Annotated in this window: 17 protein-coding genes; 5 read left to right on the plus strand and 12 right to left on the minus strand. The window is 35.7% G+C overall.

Annotation, left to right across the window (positions count from 1 at the left end; translation table 11 throughout):
- Positions 1-42: 42 nt before the first annotated feature.
- A complete protein-coding gene (locus ACN5J7_RS02710) occupies positions 43-1,101 on the minus strand; it encodes a 3-oxoacyl-ACP synthase III family protein (RefSeq protein ID WP_418602558.1) in 1,059 nt (352 codons plus the stop codon).
- Between the two features lie 103 nt (positions 1,102-1,204).
- Entirely contained in the window at positions 1,205-4,054 is a 2,850-nt protein-coding gene (gene gcvP / locus ACN5J7_RS02715) for an aminomethyl-transferring glycine dehydrogenase (RefSeq protein WP_418602559.1), read from the minus strand.
- Between the two features lie 120 nt (positions 4,055-4,174).
- Here gcvP and ACN5J7_RS02720 point away from each other — a divergent pair, with 120 nt between their 5' ends.
- Entirely contained in the window at positions 4,175-5,023 is an 849-nt protein-coding gene (locus ACN5J7_RS02720; RefSeq protein ID WP_418602561.1) for a hypothetical protein, read from the plus strand.
- Here ACN5J7_RS02720 and ACN5J7_RS02725 read toward each other — a convergent pair.
- The 10 genes from ACN5J7_RS02725 to ACN5J7_RS02770 all read right to left on the minus strand — a co-directional run bounded on the left by ACN5J7_RS02725 (position 5,020) and on the right by ACN5J7_RS02770 (position 12,969).
- A complete protein-coding gene (locus ACN5J7_RS02725; protein ID WP_418602562.1) occupies positions 5,020-5,286 on the minus strand; it encodes a hypothetical protein in 267 nt (88 codons plus the stop codon). The genes ACN5J7_RS02720 and ACN5J7_RS02725 overlap by 4 nt on opposite strands.
- Before the next feature lie 2 nt (positions 5,287-5,288).
- Positions 5,289-5,843 carry a sigma-70 family RNA polymerase sigma factor gene (locus tag ACN5J7_RS02730; RefSeq protein WP_311939344.1) on the minus strand — a complete coding sequence of 185 codons (555 nt, stop codon included), beginning with the start codon at positions 5,841-5,843 and terminating at the stop codon, positions 5,289-5,291.
- Positions 5,844-5,897: 54 nt separating this feature from the next.
- Positions 5,898-6,800, minus strand: a complete 903-nt coding sequence (locus ACN5J7_RS02735) for a TIGR01777 family oxidoreductase (RefSeq protein ID WP_418602564.1) — start codon at positions 6,798-6,800, stop codon at positions 5,898-5,900.
- Between the two features lie 397 nt (positions 6,801-7,197).
- Positions 7,198-7,701: a GbsR/MarR family transcriptional regulator gene (locus ACN5J7_RS02740; protein WP_418602566.1), complete on the minus strand. Its 504-nt coding sequence runs from the start codon at positions 7,699-7,701 to the stop codon at positions 7,198-7,200.
- Positions 7,702-7,748: 47 nt separating this feature from the next.
- Positions 7,749-8,528, minus strand: coding sequence for a hypothetical protein (locus ACN5J7_RS02745; RefSeq protein WP_418602568.1), 780 nt, complete (start codon positions 8,526-8,528; stop codon positions 7,749-7,751).
- 27 nt (positions 8,529-8,555) lie between these two features.
- Positions 8,556-10,595, minus strand: a complete 2,040-nt coding sequence (locus ACN5J7_RS02750) for a M3 family metallopeptidase (protein WP_418602570.1) — start codon at positions 10,593-10,595, stop codon at positions 8,556-8,558.
- Between the two features lie 149 nt (positions 10,596-10,744).
- A complete protein-coding gene (purE, locus tag ACN5J7_RS02755) occupies positions 10,745-11,227 on the minus strand; it encodes a 5-(carboxyamino)imidazole ribonucleotide mutase (protein WP_418602571.1) in 483 nt (160 codons plus the stop codon).
- Entirely contained in the window at positions 11,224-11,607 is a 384-nt protein-coding gene (locus ACN5J7_RS02760; RefSeq protein WP_418602573.1) for a type II toxin-antitoxin system death-on-curing family toxin, read from the minus strand. Before ACN5J7_RS02760 ends, purE begins: the two co-directional genes overlap by 4 nt.
- Positions 11,604-11,783: a hypothetical protein gene (locus tag ACN5J7_RS02765; RefSeq protein WP_418602575.1), complete on the minus strand. Its 180-nt coding sequence runs from the start codon at positions 11,781-11,783 to the stop codon at positions 11,604-11,606. The genes ACN5J7_RS02760 and ACN5J7_RS02765 overlap by 4 nt, the downstream gene beginning before the upstream one ends.
- Positions 11,784-11,814: 31 nt before the next feature.
- The gene (locus ACN5J7_RS02770; RefSeq protein ID WP_418602576.1) at positions 11,815-12,969 is read right to left on the minus strand and encodes a 5-(carboxyamino)imidazole ribonucleotide synthase; all 1,155 of its coding nucleotides are present in this window, start codon (positions 12,967-12,969) and stop codon (positions 11,815-11,817) included.
- Positions 12,970-13,106: 137 nt separating this feature from the next.
- Here ACN5J7_RS02770 and ACN5J7_RS02775 point away from each other — a divergent pair, with 137 nt between their 5' ends.
- The 4 genes from ACN5J7_RS02775 (at position 13,107) to ACN5J7_RS02790 (ending at position 16,396) form a co-directional block, all read left to right on the plus strand.
- On the plus strand, positions 13,107-14,216 hold the full coding sequence (locus tag ACN5J7_RS02775) for an adenylate kinase (RefSeq protein ID WP_418602578.1): 1,110 nt from the start codon (positions 13,107-13,109) through the stop codon (positions 14,214-14,216).
- Positions 14,217-14,224: 8 nt separating this feature from the next.
- Entirely contained in the window at positions 14,225-14,455 is a 231-nt protein-coding gene (locus ACN5J7_RS02780; protein ID WP_311939357.1) for a PLD nuclease N-terminal domain-containing protein, read from the plus strand.
- A 74-nt stretch (positions 14,456-14,529) separates the two neighbouring features.
- On the plus strand, positions 14,530-15,528 hold the full coding sequence (obgE, locus tag ACN5J7_RS02785; RefSeq protein ID WP_311939359.1) for a GTPase ObgE: 999 nt from the start codon (positions 14,530-14,532) through the stop codon (positions 15,526-15,528).
- Between the two features lie 157 nt (positions 15,529-15,685).
- Positions 15,686-16,396 (plus strand): ion transporter, encoded by a 711-nt coding sequence (locus tag ACN5J7_RS02790; RefSeq protein ID WP_418602579.1) that lies wholly within the window; start codon positions 15,686-15,688, stop codon positions 16,394-16,396.
- Positions 16,397-16,409 lie beyond the last annotated feature (13 nt).

Raw genomic sequence — 16,409 nt, forward strand, 5'->3', positions numbered from 1 at the left:
AACACGGAAATATCCGGCAATTTAAAGCGTTAAATAAATAGACTAAACTTTATAAACAATAGCATTAATGTTCATGCCCGCACCAACACTGGCAAACATAATAATATCCCCTTTATTTATCTGCTGATTGTCCAAATCGCCCCTCAATATCATATCGTATAACGTAGGAACAGTTGCCACACTGGAATTGCCTAATTTGCCAATGGTCATGGGCATAATGTTTTCTGGCATTTGCATATTGTAAAGCTTGTAAAAGCGCTTTACAATGGCTTCGTCCATTTTTTCGTTGGCTTGATGGATAAGGACTTTCTTTAGGTCTTTAATGTCCACACCGCTTTTGTCCAAACAAGATTTCATGGCTTTTGGAACGTTGCTAATGGCGAATTCGTAAATTTTCCTGCCATACATTTTTATGTAACGGCGTTTATCGTTTATCTCAGGGTGATTGGTTTCCCCAAAAAAGATAAAATGAGCTTCATCGAAAGCAAAGGTTGCTGTTTCGTGGGCTATTATACCGCCGTCTTCATTTGAAGATTCTACAATAACCGCACCTGCGCCATCACTGTAAATCATGGAATCCCTATCGTGCGGATCGATAACACGCGACAAGGTTTCGGCACCAATAACCAAACATGTTTTTGCAATTCCAGATTTTATAAACGCATTGGCTTGAATTACACCTTCTATCCAGCCCGGGCATCCAAAAAGCACATCGTAACCCACACATTTTGGGTTTTCAATTTTTAAAAGATGCTTAACTCTTGAGGCTATACTTGGTACCGTGTCGCTTTGTTCGGTGCTGTGTTTTACATCGCCATAATTATGGGCCACAATAATGTAATCAATGTCTTCCCGATTTATTTTTGCGTTTTCAATGGCTTTTTCGGCTGCAAAAAAAGCGATATCGGAAGTGTTTAATTTTTTCTCGGCATACCTACGTTCATCAATCCCAGTAATTGCCTTAAATTTTTCAACAATAACCTCATTGGGAGCATTTATGGTTGAACCATCACTGTTTAAAAATTCATGTTGATAAAAATCTTCATTCTTTTCAACGTTATTTGGAATGTAACTTCCAGTTCCTGTGATTTTTATAGTCATAAAATAAAAAATTACCTTTAATAAAAAACTAAAAACCAAGATACTGGTTTATCATTAAAATGATATTTGGTTTTGTTTTAATTTACGATGTTCAAAAGCTTAATTAGGCTTCGGCATAAGCCTCGATAGGCGTACAAGAACAAATTAAATTTCTGTCGCCGTAAGCATCGTCAACACGCCTTACACTTGGCCAAAACTTATTGTCTTTTACATATTCCAACGGAAAGGCAGCTTCTTGTCTTGTGTACGGAAAATGCCATTCATCATTGGTAATCATCTCTAAAGTATGCGGTGCATTTTTAAGTACATTGTTAGTATCATCTTTCGAGGCTTGGTCGATTTCTTTTTTAATTGAAATCATAGCATCACAAAACCGATCCATTTCAGCTTTACTCTCACTTTCGGTAGGCTCTATCATCAAGGTTCCTGCCACTGGGAATGATACGGTTGGCGCATGAAATCCATAATCCATCAATCGTTTTGCAATGTCGCTCACTTCTATTCCGTGTTCTTTAAAAGCTCTGCAATCTACAATCATCTCATGTGCTGCACGACCGCGCTCGCCAGAGTATAACGTATCAAAACTACCTTGTAAACGTTGCTTTATATAATTGGCATTTAATATGGCGATTTTAGTGGCTTGTGTTAAACCTTCTGCACCGAGCATTTTAATGTAACCATAGGAAATTAAGCACACCAAGGCAGAGCCAAATGGCGCTGCTGAAATGGCCGTAATGGCTTTATCCCCACCGGTTTTTACGATTGGATTTCCGGGTAAAAACGGAACGAGCTGTTTGGCAACACAGATAGGGCCAACACCGGGACCACCGCCACCATGTGGAATAGCAAAGGTTTTATGTAAGTTTAAATGACAAACATCTGCTCCAATATTGCCCGGGTTTGTTAGGCCCACTTGCGCATTCATATTGGCGCCGTCCATATAAACCTGTCCGCCATTATCGTGAATAATCTGAGTGATTTCTTTAATAGCCGATTCGTAAACCCCGTGCGTTGATGGATAGGTTACCATGATACAAGATAAATTATCTTTGTGCAATTCGGCTTTTTCGCGTAAATCGTCTACATCAATATTGCCTTCTTCGGTCGATTTGGTTACTACCACTTTCATGCCCGCCATAACAGCACTTGCAGGGTTTGTACCGTGAGCGGACGACGGAATTAAACAAATATTCCTATGATGGTCGCCGCGCGATTCATGGTACGCTTTTATAACCATGAGTCCTGCAAACTCGCCTTGTGCACCAGAATTTGGTTGTAATGACGTTGCTGCAAAACCGGTAATTTCGGTTAATTGGTCTTCTAATTCCTTTAAAACCGTTAAGTATCCTTTGGCCTGTTTTAATGGTGCAAACGGATGGATATTCCCCCATTTAAACCAACTTAATGGCAACAATTCCGCAGCAGCGTTTAGCTTCATGGTACAAGACCCTAAAGAAATCATGGAGTGGTTTAATGATAAATCTTTGCGTTCTAAGGATTTTATGTAACGCATCAATTCGGTTTCAGAATGATAGGTGTTAAACACGACATCGGTTAAAAACTCTGAATCTCTTTGAACTGATTGCTCGATATTATTGGCTTTTTCAACCGAAGAAATTTCAATAGTTTCTTTTTGAGCCGCTTCAGCAAAAATGGAAATTAAATAGTTAATATCCCTAGTGGCTGTAGTTTCGTTGATGGAAATGGTAACGGTGTTTTTATCCGGGTAATATAGATTTACTTTTTTCTCCGAAGCAATTTTCTTTATTTTTTTGGCTTTCGTTTTAATTTGAAGCGTGTCAAAATAGGAAGTATTTACTTGTTCGTAGCCTAATTTTGTTAAGGCATTGGCTAAAGTTGCCGCTTTGTTATGTACATTATTAGCAATAAACTTTAAGCCTTTTGGCCCGTGATACACCGCGTACATACTAGCCATTACGGCTAAAAGAACTTGCGCTGTGCAAATATTTGATGTGGCTTTGTCTCGTTTAATATGCTGCTCGCGTGTTTGCAATGCCATACGTAAGGCTCTGTTGCCGTTGGCATCTTTTGTTACGCCAATAATACGCCCAGGAAGATCACGTTTGTAAGCTTCTTTGGTAGCGAAAAATGCTGCATGAGGACCGCCATAACCCATTGGTATTCCAAATCGTTGTGTCGTTCCAACCACGACATCGGCACCAAACTTACCTGGAGCTTCTAATTTTACCAAACTTAAAATATCGGCAGCTACTGCCACTTTAATATCGGCATTATTGGCTTTGTGGATAAAAGTTTTGATGTCTGTAATTTGACCATCTTTACCGGGATACTGCAATAAAGCCCCGAAAAATTCCTTTGAAAAATCGAAGGTGTCTTCATTCCCAACTACTAATTCAATACCAATTGGGGCAGATCTTGTTTGTAATAATGATAAGGTTTGGGGCAGTATATTTTCAGAAACAAAAAACTTGTTAATACCATCTTTTTTCTGACTGCGTTCGCGAACGGCAAATAATAAACTCATCGCTTCCGCAGCTGCAGTGCTTTCGTCCAATAAAGAAGCGTTTGCAATTTCCATGCCCGTTAAGTCGATAACCATGGTTTGGAAGTTTAAAAGGGCTTCCAATCTGCCTTGGGCAATTTCGGCTTGATACGGCGTGTATGCTGTGTACCAACCTGGATTTTCAAGAATATTTCGTTGAATAACCGCTGGCATAACCGTAGGGTGATAGCCCAAACCAATATAGGTTTTGCGCGCTTTGTTTAATTTAGATAAATCGTGAATATGAAGTAAATACTCATGTTCGGTCATAGGTTCGTCTAGATTTAGTCCGATTTTTAATCGGATATCGTCTGGAACCGTTTCGTAAATTAATTGGTCTAAAGAGTCGACACCTATAGTTTTTAACATCAAGTTTTGGTCGTCTTCTCTCGGACCAATATGGCGCAGTGCAAAAGCTTTTGTATTCATTGAAAGAATTTTGAAAATATAAAATGCAAAAATACGTAATAAAAAGGATGGATAAATGGTTAAAACCGAAAGTTTTTAACCATTTAAAAACGTTATTAACAGTTTGCTTATTTTTGTGCCATGAAGCTGGCAAAGCAACTTTTTAATTTTTATCTTAATAGCAGTATTCATGTGGCATTATCGGTGTTTTCGTTAACATGGATTACCTTAATTGAACATCAGGTTTTGTTTGATAAACAGGTATTGTGCTTTGTGTTTTTTGCTAGCATTGTAGGCTACAATTTTGTTAAGTATTTTGGGCTTGCGAAATTTCATCATTGGAGTTTGGTATTCCCGAAAGCTATCAGGAAGCTAAAAGCCATCGAAATACTCTCGTTTTTCTGCTTTATTTTAATGTGCTATTACGCGTTTCAGTTAGAAGAAAACACATTGATTTGCATCGCTGTTTTTGGCGGGATAACGTTTTTGTACGCTATTCCTTTTTTACCCAGACACTTGTTTTTGGATAAACACCAAAACCTAAGAAGTATTGGGGGTTTAAAAATTTATTTAATAGCATTGGTTTGGGCTGGCGTAACTGTTTTTTTGCCGTTAGTAAATCAGCATTTCACGATTGATATCAATGTGGTGTTAACAGGCATTCAGCGCTATATGTTCATTATTGTTTTAATGTTGCCTTTTGAAATTAGGGATTTGCAATACGATAGTTTGAAACTCTCCACCATCCCGCAAAAAATAGGAGTAAAACAAACTAAAGCCATCGGTGTTTTGCTGTTGCTTGCATTCTTTTTTATAGAGTTTTTTAAAGATGAAATCGCTTCAGTAAATACGATTATACTACTGGTAATAACCATAATTACCGGCGTTTTTTTAGTATGCTCGAAAGTAGAACAAAAACCGTATTACAGTGCTTTTTGGGTTGAAGCTGTGCCTATTTTATGGCTCATACTCATGCTCTTAAATACCTAGTTTAAATCTTGGTTTATAGCGTTGTTTAACTCTTTTTTCATGGATTCTTTACATTTTCTGTCCAAGCACTCTACCTTCGATTCTTTGATTTTTTTGGTAAGTTTGCTATTATTTTTTGTGTATTTTCTACAGGCTCTGCAATATATTAAATGGATATTAAGTATTATCTTTTCCCATAAGGTAGCCTCTTTATATTGTGTTTTGTCACACACGTGGTTTGCCTCCTCGCAAGGCATCATAATCTTCATCTTCTTAGTACTCATATTTAAAACCAATTTTCTTTTAAGCAATCTGCCATAGCCGTACGTGCTCTATGAATGATTACCCAAAGGTTAGACGCTGTAATGTTAAGTTCATTACAAATAACTTCAGTTTCAAAACCCTGAATGGTTTTCATTTTAAAAACTTCGGCTTGTTTTGGTGGCAACTTGCCCAAACAGTTGTGTATCGCATTGCCCAATTCGGCATTTTGCAGGGTGTCTTCGGCCGTTTTATCATAAGGGTCGGCTACGCGTTCTTCTAACCAATCGCCTTCGGTTTCGGAGTCGTCGTTATAGGTAATACGCACTTCGGCCTTTCCTTTTTTAGAATTTATTTTACGATAGTGATCAATAATTTTTCGTTTTAAAATTGAAATTAGCCATGTGCGCTCGCTCGCTTCACCTTTAAAGTTTTTCATCGATTTTAAAGCTGCCAAAAAAGTATCCTGCACCAAGTCTTGAGCAATTTCCCGGTCGCTAACTCTAGTAATGGTGTAGTTAAATAAGTAGTCTGCGTATAAGTCAATCCACTTATTCGGATCTATTTGGTGGTTGGGCATTATTGATGCAATTGTTTTTTTTGAATACCAAAAATAAGGTAAAAAAACGAATAATTAATTTTTAATTAAATCCTGTAAAGCATTGCTAATATTTTTATACTTAAAACCAAAGCCGGAATCTAACAGTCTTTTTGGGATAACGTTTCTGCTTTTTAAAACCAATTCGGTTTCTGTTCCTATTAATTTTGCGCCAAAGCAGAGTAACCATTTTGGGTGGGGCATTCCAATGGGTATTTTCATTATTTCCCTCAATGTTTTCATTAGCGTCTTGTTGTCTGTTGGTTTTGGGACAGATAAATTAAAGTCTCCTTTTAAATTTTCGTTTATAATTAAAAACTCAACAGCTCTTGCAAAATCCAATTCGTGTATCCAACTTACTTTCTGATTGCCATGACCTTGTTTACCGCCTAATCCAAATTTGGTTAAATTTTTAAGCGGAATTAAAGCGCCACCATGTCTGCCCAAAACAATCGAGGTTCTCAATGCTATTTTTCGGGTTTTGATATTTGAAATGCCATAGAATGCTTCTTCCCAAGATTTAGCAATATTCATAGAAAAATCGTTCCCAGTTTCTCCATCATCTTCTGTCATTTCTTTATTTAAGGAATGTTTATAAATAGTTGCCGTTGAAGCGTTAATCCAAATATGAGGTGGATTTTCAGAGCGATTAATCGCCAAACCCAGAATATTTGTAGCATCTATTCGTGAGTGATAAATGAGTTTTTTGTTCTTTTCATTATATCTGCAATCAACAGATTTCCCCGTTAGGTTTATTAAAACTTCTGCATTTTCGAGTTCATTTGTCCAATTACCCAAATCTTTAGCATTCCAAAACACATCGTTTTCCCTTTTAGGATGTCTTGTAAGTATTTTGATTTTGTATTCTTTTGCGTTAAAATAATTTTCTAAAACCTGACCTAGAAATCCGCTTCCTCCGGCGATAATAATTTTTTTCATTGTTTTTGAATTGAATAAGTTATATAATCAAAGTAGCTTGCAATTAGCATAGGAATTATAAATAGAAACAGTATGGTTATCGTGTAGTTGTTAGTAAAGTTTGTTTTAAAAAGAATAGGGATTGCCAACAGATTGGTGAAAGTCGCTATCCAATAATTTGAAACATGTTTTTTATTAATTCTACTATGTTTTTTAAAGTAAAGTGAAATGATTAAGGCAATAACTATTTGTGCTATACCAAGAATAAATTGAGCATACATGCCATATAGAAAGTAATGTATAGTTATATAAGGGACTATTGTAATCAAATAAAAAAAGCAGTTAATATAGTGTAGTGTTTTCATTTTTTAATTATTTTAAACTTTCAGAAAATATTGAAAGTATATTTTAAATTTTTTTATTTGATGAGTTTAAGTAAAGATTTGGTAATCCAGTTTTGTTCTTGGTTGACAATTTTATTTAGCATCGCATCGGCTGTTTCTGCCAAATCATGTAAGGCTTGGGTTTGTTTAATGAGTTCTTTGGTTTTTTCGGTGCCATCGTCTTTAATAGTACTCACATCTTTTAAAATTTTTATAACGGGTTTTATTTCTCTTCGACTGCGTTCTTTTGCAATATGTCGCGCTAATTCTTGTACATCTTTTTCGGTTGAAAAATACTCTTTCCGCTCTCCAGGAATTAATTCTTTGGTAACTATTCCCCAATCTATTAACTGACGAAGATTCATACTTGTATTACCGCGAGAAATTTTTAAATCTTCCATGATGTCTTCCATTGAAAGTGGTTTGGTAGAAATAAAAAGCAGCGCCTGTATTTGAGCCATCGCTTTATTTATGCCCCAAAGTGTGCCCAAACTTCCCCAAGTGCTTATAAATTTTATTTTGGCTTCTTCGTAATCCATAGTGCAAATATATAAATATTTTCAAACTTTCAATAATTATTGAAAGTTTATTTTATTTGCAAATGAATGTGATCATCGTGACGAACAGCACCACAACCATGAAAACGAATTTTGGTTTCGTTTTTTAGGTTTAATGATGCTTTTAAATAAGGTTCAATGAATATTTTTTGGGTGAGTCTGGAATTTGATAACTCTTCAATTAAAAGACTTGTCTTCGATTTGTCAAATTTTAAATCATTGATTATTCCGAAGGTTACATATTTGGTATAGTCGTATTGCCAATAACCTTTGTTTAAACAGTATTCCGCTGTTTTGTTTTTTGAACTAACAAATGCGCCATAACCAGAAACAGAAGGTTTTTTGTTTGTTGATTTTCCGTATTTATCTGTATACATAAACGAAATATCAATCTTTTTTCCATCATTATGACTTAAATGTGGCAACAACGGAAAGCCATTGTAAAATGGAAAGTTGGCGTCTAAATAAGTGATGGAAATATTAGAAGATTTTAAGTTTTTTGCAGAATCTTTTAAAACTTTTTTTAAATCGGACGTTACATAATTTCTAAAAAATAAAGGATAAACCCAGTTTTTTGGTTTTAAATAATCATTGAAAATGGGTAATTGTTCTCTTCCAAAGTTTTTGGCGATAGGAGGAATGATTAAAATATTAAAAGCCAAATACAGAAAGGGGAAAACAAACCGCTTCTTCTTTCTGAATTTAAATGAAATTAACAAAGTCAACACCCAAATTAAACCACCAACTTGGGTTAAAACGGTTAATACTAAAATGGTTATTAGATGCCCAAAAAGCTTAATAAACTTCATAAACATCTAAACGGGAATAAAATCAACTTATTTTAACAATCCAGCGCGTCTTAATAACGCTTCGGGTTCCGGTGCTTTTCCGCGAAAGCGTTTGTAAAGTGTCATGGGGCTTTCGGTTCCACCTTTGCTCAACACATGGTCTTTAAATTTGGTAGCCACCGTTTTATTGAAAATACCGGCTTCTTCAAAATACTCAAAAGCATCGGCATCTAAAACTTCTGCCCATTTGTAACTGTAATAACCTGAAGAATAACCACCTTGAAAAATATGCGAAAACGATGTGCTCATACAGTTTTCTGCAACGTCAGGAAACAAATGGGTGTTTTTAAAAGCTTTAGTTTCGTGGGCTTTTACATCCTTTATGGTCTCTGGCGAATCGCTAGCATGCCAACTCATATCCAATAAACCAAAACTAATTTGGCGCAGCGTTTGCATACCTTCGTGAAAGGTTGCCGATGCTTTTATTTTTTCAATTAAATCCATCGGAATCACTTCGCCCGTTTCATAATGTTTTGCAAATAACTCTAAAGCTTCTTTTTGGTAGCACCAATTTTCTAAAATCTGGCTTGGTAATTCAACAAAATCCCAATACACACTGGTACCCGATAAACTAGGGTAGGTTGTGTTGGCAAGCATGCCGTGTAGCGCGTGCCCAAACTCATGGAACAGCGTGGTGACTTCGTTAAAAGTTAACAGCGATGGTTTGCTTTTGGTAGGTTTTGTAAAGTTACAAACTATGGATATGTGCGGTCTTTCATTAACACCATCTTTTATAGACTGGGGTTTAAAGGATGTCATCCACGCACCGTTGCGTTTTCCTTTTCTTGGGAAGAAATCGGCATAAAATATGGAGACTAAATCGCCTTTGTTATCGGTTACTTTGTAGGTTAAAACATCGTCGTGATAAGTGTCGATGTTATGGATTTCTTCAAAATGTAAATCGAATAATTTATTGGCCACTGTAAAAGCGCCGTTTATAACATTTTCTAATTTGAAATACGGTTTTAGTTTTTCATCATCTAAATCAAACAATTTTTGTTTTAGTTTTTCTGAATAATATGAGGAATCCCATTTTTGCAATTTATCAATAGCGTCTAGTTTTTTAGCAAAATCTTCAAGATTTTCAAACTCACTTTTGGCAGCAGGTTTAGCTTTTTCTAAAAGTTCGTTTAAAAATTGTTCTACCTTTTCCGGTGTTTCTGCCATGCGTTCTTCTAAAACAAAATGGGCATGGGTTTTGTATCCTAAAAGATTAGCGCGTTCGTGCCTTAATCTTGTGATTTTTAAAACGTTATTTTGATTGTCTAAAGCATCATTTTTAAAGGCTCTGGCACCCGAAGCAATGGCCAGTTTTTTTCTGAGTTTTCGGTTGTCGGCATACGTCATAAAGGGGATATAACTGGGGTAATCTAAAGTAAACAACCAACCTTTTTTGTTTTTGGATTCCGCCAATTGAGCAGCAGCTTCTTTTGCGCCTTCCGGCAATCCGGACAAATCATCTTCGTTGGCAATTAGCATTTCGAAGGTATTGGTTTCGGCTAAAACATTTTCTCCGAATTTTAATTTTAACTGACTTAATTGCTTGTCAATATCTCGAAGTTTTTCTTTTTTGTCTTCTGACAAATTAGCGCCATTGCGCGAAAAACTTTTGTATTTTTTTTCTAAAAGTGTTTGCTGTTCAACGTTTAAATCGAGTTCGTCTTTTTTATTATAAACCGTTTTTACACGTTTGAATAACGCTTCGTTTAAAGTAATGTCGTTGCTAAACTCAGACAATAATGGCGATACTTCTTGGGCTATTTTTTGAATATCGTCGTTGGTTTCGGCAGAATTCAAATTAAAAAAAAGGCTCGAAATTCTATCTAATTGTTCACCGGAAAAATCGAGAGCTTCAATGGTGTTTTTAAAATTGGGAGCTTCTGAGTTTTTAGTAATCGCATCAATTTCTGCTTTAGCATTTTTAATGGCTGTTTTAAAAGCTGGAAGAAAATCGTGGTCGTTTATTTTAGAAAAAGGAGCTGTATTATACGGGGTGTCAAAAACGTTGTTTAGTATATTTTTACGCATTCTTTAATTTTATGTTAAAAAGTAAGAATTATTATGCATACATAATAAAATTTTTATATGTTTGCACCAGATTTTTCAAGTGAGTTATCTTTAACTCGTAAGAATTATTGTTAATAGCTGTAAAAACCTCGGATTTATTCGAGGTTTTTTTACTTTAAACCTTTGGCAGATTCGTGAACCATTTGTTTTAATCCTTCTTTGTAGGCTATAATTTTATCTAAAACACAGGTATCGTTAGAGCCTATTATTTGAGCGGCCAGTATGCCAGCATTTTTGGCACCATTTAAAGCTACCGTTGCCACGGGTACGCCACCGGGCATTTGAAGAATGGACAACACAGAGTCCCAACCATCAATAGAGTTACTGCTTTTAATAGGAACGCCAATAACGGGAAGTGGCGATAAAGATGCTATCATTCCGGGTAAATGTGCGGCTCCACCAGCACCGGCAATTATTACGGCAAATCCTTTGGTGTGTGCATTTTTGCCATAATCGAATAGTTTTTCGGGCGTGCGGTGTGCCGAAACAATATCGACTTCAATTTCTATATCGAATCCTTTTAAAATATCAATGGCTTGCTGCATAACAGGAAGGTCGCTTTTGCTTCCCATAATTATTCCTACTTTATTCATTGTTCTATTGTTTTCAAATATTTTAAAATCCAATTTTTTATGGCCTCAAAGTCCATGTTTCCTCTGGAGGCTTCTATAACAAAGTTGTATTTTTCGTCTTCGTTTGCTGTTATTGTAAAACCTTCTTCACTTAATAAAATTCGCATAAATGCGTATGCCATTCTTTTATTTCCATCAATAAAAGGATGGTTTATTATTATGCTTTGGAAAAGTGCCGACGCTTTAACTATAATAGATGGATATAATTCTTTATCGTCAAAGGTTTGAAACGGTCTGTTTAATGCAGAAAGTAATAGAGATTCGTCTCTTAATCCGCTTGTGCCTCCAGAAGCTTCAGAAATAATTTTATTAAGTTCAATTGCTAAATTTTTTGAAATCATTGAGCTAACTTTTCAAATAAAGCTTTTTCATTTTTTAATAAGTCCGAAAGGATATTTTTCCGCTTATCATCTTTAGAAGCCAACTCTTGAATTGCAGCAAATACTTCATCTAAATTGTCATCAGAAATCTTATCAATCAATTGTTTTATTCGCTTCTTTTTTTCTATAACAGACATAATAATGATGTTTAAATCAAAAATACAAAACTTATTCTGAAATTACTTTAATCGTTTTCTTAACGTTTTCGGCAACTCTACGTGCTTCACTTAAATCTGCGTTAACAATGGTTACATGTCCCATTTTTCGGAATGGTCTGGTTTGTTTTTTACCGTATATATGGGGTGTAACACCATCCATTTGCATAATGGTTTCAATGTTTTGGTAAATCACGTTACCCGTATGTCCTTCGGCACCAACCAAATTCACCATAACGCCACCTACTTTACTATCGGTTCTTCCCAAAGGTAAATTTAAAATCGCCCTGAGATGCTGTTCAAATTGCGATGTGTAGCTTGCCTCAATGGTTTGATGCCCTGAATTGTGCGGCCTCGGAGCTACTTCGTTGATTAAAATTTCGTCGTTTTTGGTTTGAAACATTTCAACGGCTAAAAGCCCTACGTGGTTAAAAGCTTTTGATACTTTTAAAGCAACATCTTCTGCTTTTTTTGCAACGTGCCCATCGATTCTTGCGGGGCAAATTACGTATTCAACCTGATTGGCTTCGGGGTGGAATTCCATTTCAACCACCGGAAATGTTTTGGTTTCGCCCGATGCGTTTCTGGCCACAATAACCGCCAATTCGTTTTTAAAAGGCACTAAGGTTTCTACAATGCATTCCCCTTTGGGCAGGCCTTCTAAATCGGATAGTGTTCTCACTACTTTTACGCCATTGCCATCATAACCAAATTGAGCCGCTTTCCAAACAAACGGAAAATCTAAACCGCCATTACTAATGGCATCTTCAATTTCTGAGAGATAGGCAAAACGGGAAAACGTCGCCGTTGGTAAATCGTTATCTACATAAAACAATTTTTGTACGGCTTTATTTTGAATAGTGCGCAATGTTTTTGAAGATGGATATACCGTTACGCCTTCTTTTTCAAGCGTTTCAAGCGCATCAATATTTACGTTTTCAATTTCAATGGTTAAAACATCAACTTGCTTTCCAAAATTATAAACAGCATTATAATCCATTAAATCGCCCAAATGGAACTCGTTACTGGCAATTTTACAAGGCGCTTCGTCGCTCGCATCTAAAACACAAGTGTAAATATCAAACTTTCGGGTATCGTTGAGCAGCATTTTACCTAATTGTCCGCCACCAAGAATGCCGAGTTTGAAATTTGAAGAAAAATAATTCATGTTGTTTTATTTCTTATAATGCATTCAATTTAGGCAAAAATACATTTTAATATCAAATTACTTTGCAAATCGTAAATCAAAAAATCGGTAATCGGTAATCTATTGATTATCTTTGCACCTTTCAAAATAAAATAACCGTGATAAAGTTACACGATAAATATTTTAAACCGTTTATTTCTGCGAAAGAAATTGATGCTGCTATTGCGCGTTTAGTCGACGAGATTTCTAATGATTTAGGAGACGAAATCCCTGTATTTGTGGGTATTTTAAATGGCTCGTTTATGGTAGTGAGCGATTTTGTAAAAAAATACCCGAAACCCTGCGAGGTTACGTTTATAAAATTGGCGTCTTACGAAGGTGTTAAATCTACCGAAGATATTCAGCGTTTAATTGGGTTAACCCAAGATTTGTCGGGACGAACCGTGGTTATTTTAGAAGATATAATTGACTCGGGAAACACCTTGGCAGAAGTGCACCGCATTTTTAAAAACGAAAACGTAAAGACACTTAAAATAGCGACGTTATTTTATAAACCCGAAGCGTATAAAAAGGATTTTAAATTACATTATGTTGGTATAGAAATACCCAATAAATTTATAGTGGGCTATGGGCTCGATTACGATGGATTAGGGAGAGACATACCAGAAGTATATCAAATAAAAGAAACCCAACACATGACAAATTTAGTGCTATTTGGCCCACCGGGAGCAGGAAAAGGGACGCAAGCAGAATTTTTAAAAGAGAAATATCAATTGGTACATATTTCAACAGGCGATGTTTTTAGATTTAATATCAAAAACGAAACCGCTTTAGGTATGCTTGCCAAATCTTATATGGATAAAGGCGAATTGGTTCCAGATCAAATTACCATAGATATGTTGGAGGCCGAGGTTGAAAAAAATGCCGATGCACATGGTTTTATTTTTGATGGATTTCCAAGAACAGATGCACAAGCCGAAGCATTGGATAAATTAATGGATAGTAAAGATTCGCAAATTAATGCCATGGTAGCTTTAGAAGTAGATGATGAAGTTTTGGTAGAGCGTTTACTTAAAAGAGGTAAAACTAGCGGAAGAGCAGACGACGCCGATGAATCCATTATTAGAAATAGAATTACGGAGTACTACAAAAAAACGGCTATTTTAAAAGATTACTATTCAACGCAAAATAAATATTTTGGTGTTGATGGTGTAGGAAGTATTGGGGAGATTACAGTGAGGTTATCTTCTGTAATAGATAATTTGTAATTTAATTTATGGAAACTGAAATAGTAGAAACTAGCACGTTTTTAGGTTTTTGGCCATTGTTATTGATATTAGTAGCTCTTTCGATGTTGCTCTTTCCAGTTTTAGCAATAATAAGTATTCTTAAAAATGATTTTAAGGGTAATGATAAATTAATTTGGATTTTAGTTGCTCTTCTTCTTCCATTTTTCGGTTCTATGCTATATTTTATAATTGGCAGACCTAAACGAATAAAGAATTAAATTTATAAATGAAGTTTTGAAGATAAAGTTAGTACGATTTTCTAACTTCTAACTTCTAACTTCTAACTTCTAATATGACTGAAGGAAATTTTGTTGACTACGTAAAAATGTATGTATCTTCTGGAAACGGAGGCAAAGGTTCTGCGCACTTACATCGCGAAAAATACATCACCAAAGGTGGTCCAGATGGTGGCGATGGCGGTCGTGGTGGTCATGTTATTCTTAGAGGCAATTCCAACCTATGGACCCTATTGCCATTAAAGTTTAAAAGACACATTAGGGCAGGCCATGGCGCACATGGTAGCAAAAGCCGAAGCACGGGTGCCGATGGCGAAGACATGTATGTTGATGTGCCCTTAGGAACTGTTGTTCGAGATACCGAAACGAACGATATCATTTTTGAAATTACCGAACATGGTGAAGAAAAGATTATCGTAAAAGGCGGAAAAGGCGGACTGGGAAACTGGCACTTTAAATCGTCTACAAATCAAACACCACGATATGCACAACCCGGACTTCCTTTAGAAGAAAAACACATTACCTTAGAGTTAAAAATACTGGCCGATGTTGGTTTGGTGGGTTTCCCGAATGCTGGAAAATCTACTTTATTATCGGTTGTAACTTCGGCAAAACCTAAAATTGCCGATTACGAGTTTACTACTTTAAAACCCAATTTAGGTATAGTTGAATATCGCGATTTTCAAACTTTTGTCATGGCAGATATTCCCGGAATTATTGAGGGTGCCGCCGAAGGCAAAGGGCTTGGACATTACTTTTTACGCCACATTGAACGCAACTCTATTTTGTTGTTTTTAATTCCGGCCGATGCCGATGATATTAAAAAACAATACGATATTCTGTTGGACGAATTGCGCAGGTACAACCCCGAAATGTTGGATAAAGAGCGCATAATTGCCATATCGAAAAGTGATTTGCTCGATGATGAATTAAAGGCAGAACTTAAAACCGAGTTAGATAACGAACTTCCCATTCCTTATTTATTTATATCATCTGTGGCGCAACAAGGCATTACCCAGCTTAAAGATGTGCTTTGGAAAATGTTAAATGATTAATTTCAAAAAAGCTTCAAATTTTTTTAAATTTATTTCTTTTTCAAAAGACGATTAAAAAATCAAGATGAAACTTCCGTAACCAAAAAGTTCAATTCCCGGTAAAAAAAAGTTATGCGGAAGCTACATGTGACCATAATAAAACCATAAATACATGCACATGAAAAAACAAATTAAAAGTATTGTTGAAATAAACGACAATAAACTAAGCCGGTATTTTGCTTTTTTTATTCAAGCCATAATCCTTTTATCCGTTGTTACATTTTCAGTTGAAACCATCCCCAATTTAAAACCTGAAACAAGAATTATTCTTCAATCCATCGAATGGTTTAGCGTTATTGTATTTACGGTAGAATATATTTTAAGAATTTATGTAACCGATAGCAAACCTAGGTTTATATTTAGTTTTTTTGGTATTATAGATTTGTTGGCTATTCTTCCGTTCTATTTATCCTTCGGAGTCGATTTACGCTCACTAAGGGCATTGCGTTTTTTACGGTTATTCAGAATTTTAAAACTGGTGCGCTACAATCGAGCCATGAATCATTTTACAGATGCCATAAAATCGGCTAAAGAAGAAATTCTACTTTTTATATTTGTCACACTTATTTTAATATATTTTTCTGCCGTTGGGATTTATTATTTCGAAAACGAAGCACAACCGCAGCATTTTTCATCAATTTTCGATAGCTTGTGGTGGGCCATTATCACGCTTACCACAGTTGGTTATGGCGATGTGTATCCCATTACGGTTGGCGGTAAAGTGTTTACTTTTTTTATATTAATGATTGGTTTGGGCATTGTGGCAATTCCAACGGGAATCATATCTTCTGCTTTAACAAAATCGGTTGATCATAAAGAAGAACAATAAAAAGCATTCGATT

The sequence above is a fragment of the Hwangdonia sp. genome, from assembly GCF_048381975.1.
GTDB classification, from domain to species: domain Bacteria; phylum Bacteroidota; class Bacteroidia; order Flavobacteriales; family Flavobacteriaceae; genus Hwangdonia; species Hwangdonia seohaensis.

What these genes read in the sequence shown, in the direction of transcription:
- ACN5J7_RS02710 (WP_418602558.1), bottom strand. Translation starts at nt 1,101, where the DNA reads ATGACTATAAAAATCACAGGAACTGGAAGTTACATTCCAAATAACGTT.
- gcvP (WP_418602559.1), bottom strand. Translation starts at nt 4,054, where the DNA reads ATGAATACAAAAGCTTTTGCACTGCGCCATATTGGTCCGAGAGAAGAC.
- ACN5J7_RS02720 (WP_418602561.1), top strand. Translation starts at nt 4,175, where the DNA reads ATGAAGCTGGCAAAGCAACTTTTTAATTTTTATCTTAATAGCAGTATT.
- ACN5J7_RS02725 (WP_418602562.1), bottom strand. Translation starts at nt 5,286, where the DNA reads ATGAGTACTAAGAAGATGAAGATTATGATGCCTTGCGAGGAGGCAAAC.
- ACN5J7_RS02730 (WP_311939344.1), bottom strand. Translation starts at nt 5,843, where the DNA reads ATGCCCAACCACCAAATAGATCCGAATAAGTGGATTGACTTATACGCA.
- ACN5J7_RS02735 (WP_418602564.1), bottom strand. Translation starts at nt 6,800, where the DNA reads ATGAAAAAAATTATTATCGCCGGAGGAAGCGGATTTCTAGGTCAGGTT.
- ACN5J7_RS02740 (WP_418602566.1), bottom strand. Translation starts at nt 7,701, where the DNA reads ATGGATTACGAAGAAGCCAAAATAAAATTTATAAGCACTTGGGGAAGT.
- ACN5J7_RS02745 (WP_418602568.1), bottom strand. Translation starts at nt 8,528, where the DNA reads ATGAAGTTTATTAAGCTTTTTGGGCATCTAATAACCATTTTAGTATTA.
- ACN5J7_RS02750 (WP_418602570.1), bottom strand. Translation starts at nt 10,595, where the DNA reads ATGCGTAAAAATATACTAAACAACGTTTTTGACACCCCGTATAATACA.
- purE (WP_418602571.1), bottom strand. Translation starts at nt 11,227, where the DNA reads ATGAATAAAGTAGGAATAATTATGGGAAGCAAAAGCGACCTTCCTGTT.
- ACN5J7_RS02760 (WP_418602573.1), bottom strand. Translation starts at nt 11,607, where the DNA reads ATGATTTCAAAAAATTTAGCAATTGAACTTAATAAAATTATTTCTGAA.
- ACN5J7_RS02765 (WP_418602575.1), bottom strand. Translation starts at nt 11,783, where the DNA reads ATGTCTGTTATAGAAAAAAAGAAGCGAATAAAACAATTGATTGATAAG.
- ACN5J7_RS02770 (WP_418602576.1), bottom strand. Translation starts at nt 12,969, where the DNA reads ATGAATTATTTTTCTTCAAATTTCAAACTCGGCATTCTTGGTGGCGGA.
- ACN5J7_RS02780 (WP_311939357.1), top strand. Translation starts at nt 14,225, where the DNA reads ATGGAAACTGAAATAGTAGAAACTAGCACGTTTTTAGGTTTTTGGCCA.
- obgE (WP_311939359.1), top strand. Translation starts at nt 14,530, where the DNA reads ATGACTGAAGGAAATTTTGTTGACTACGTAAAAATGTATGTATCTTCT.
- ACN5J7_RS02790 (WP_418602579.1), top strand. Translation starts at nt 15,686, where the DNA reads ATGAAAAAACAAATTAAAAGTATTGTTGAAATAAACGACAATAAACTA.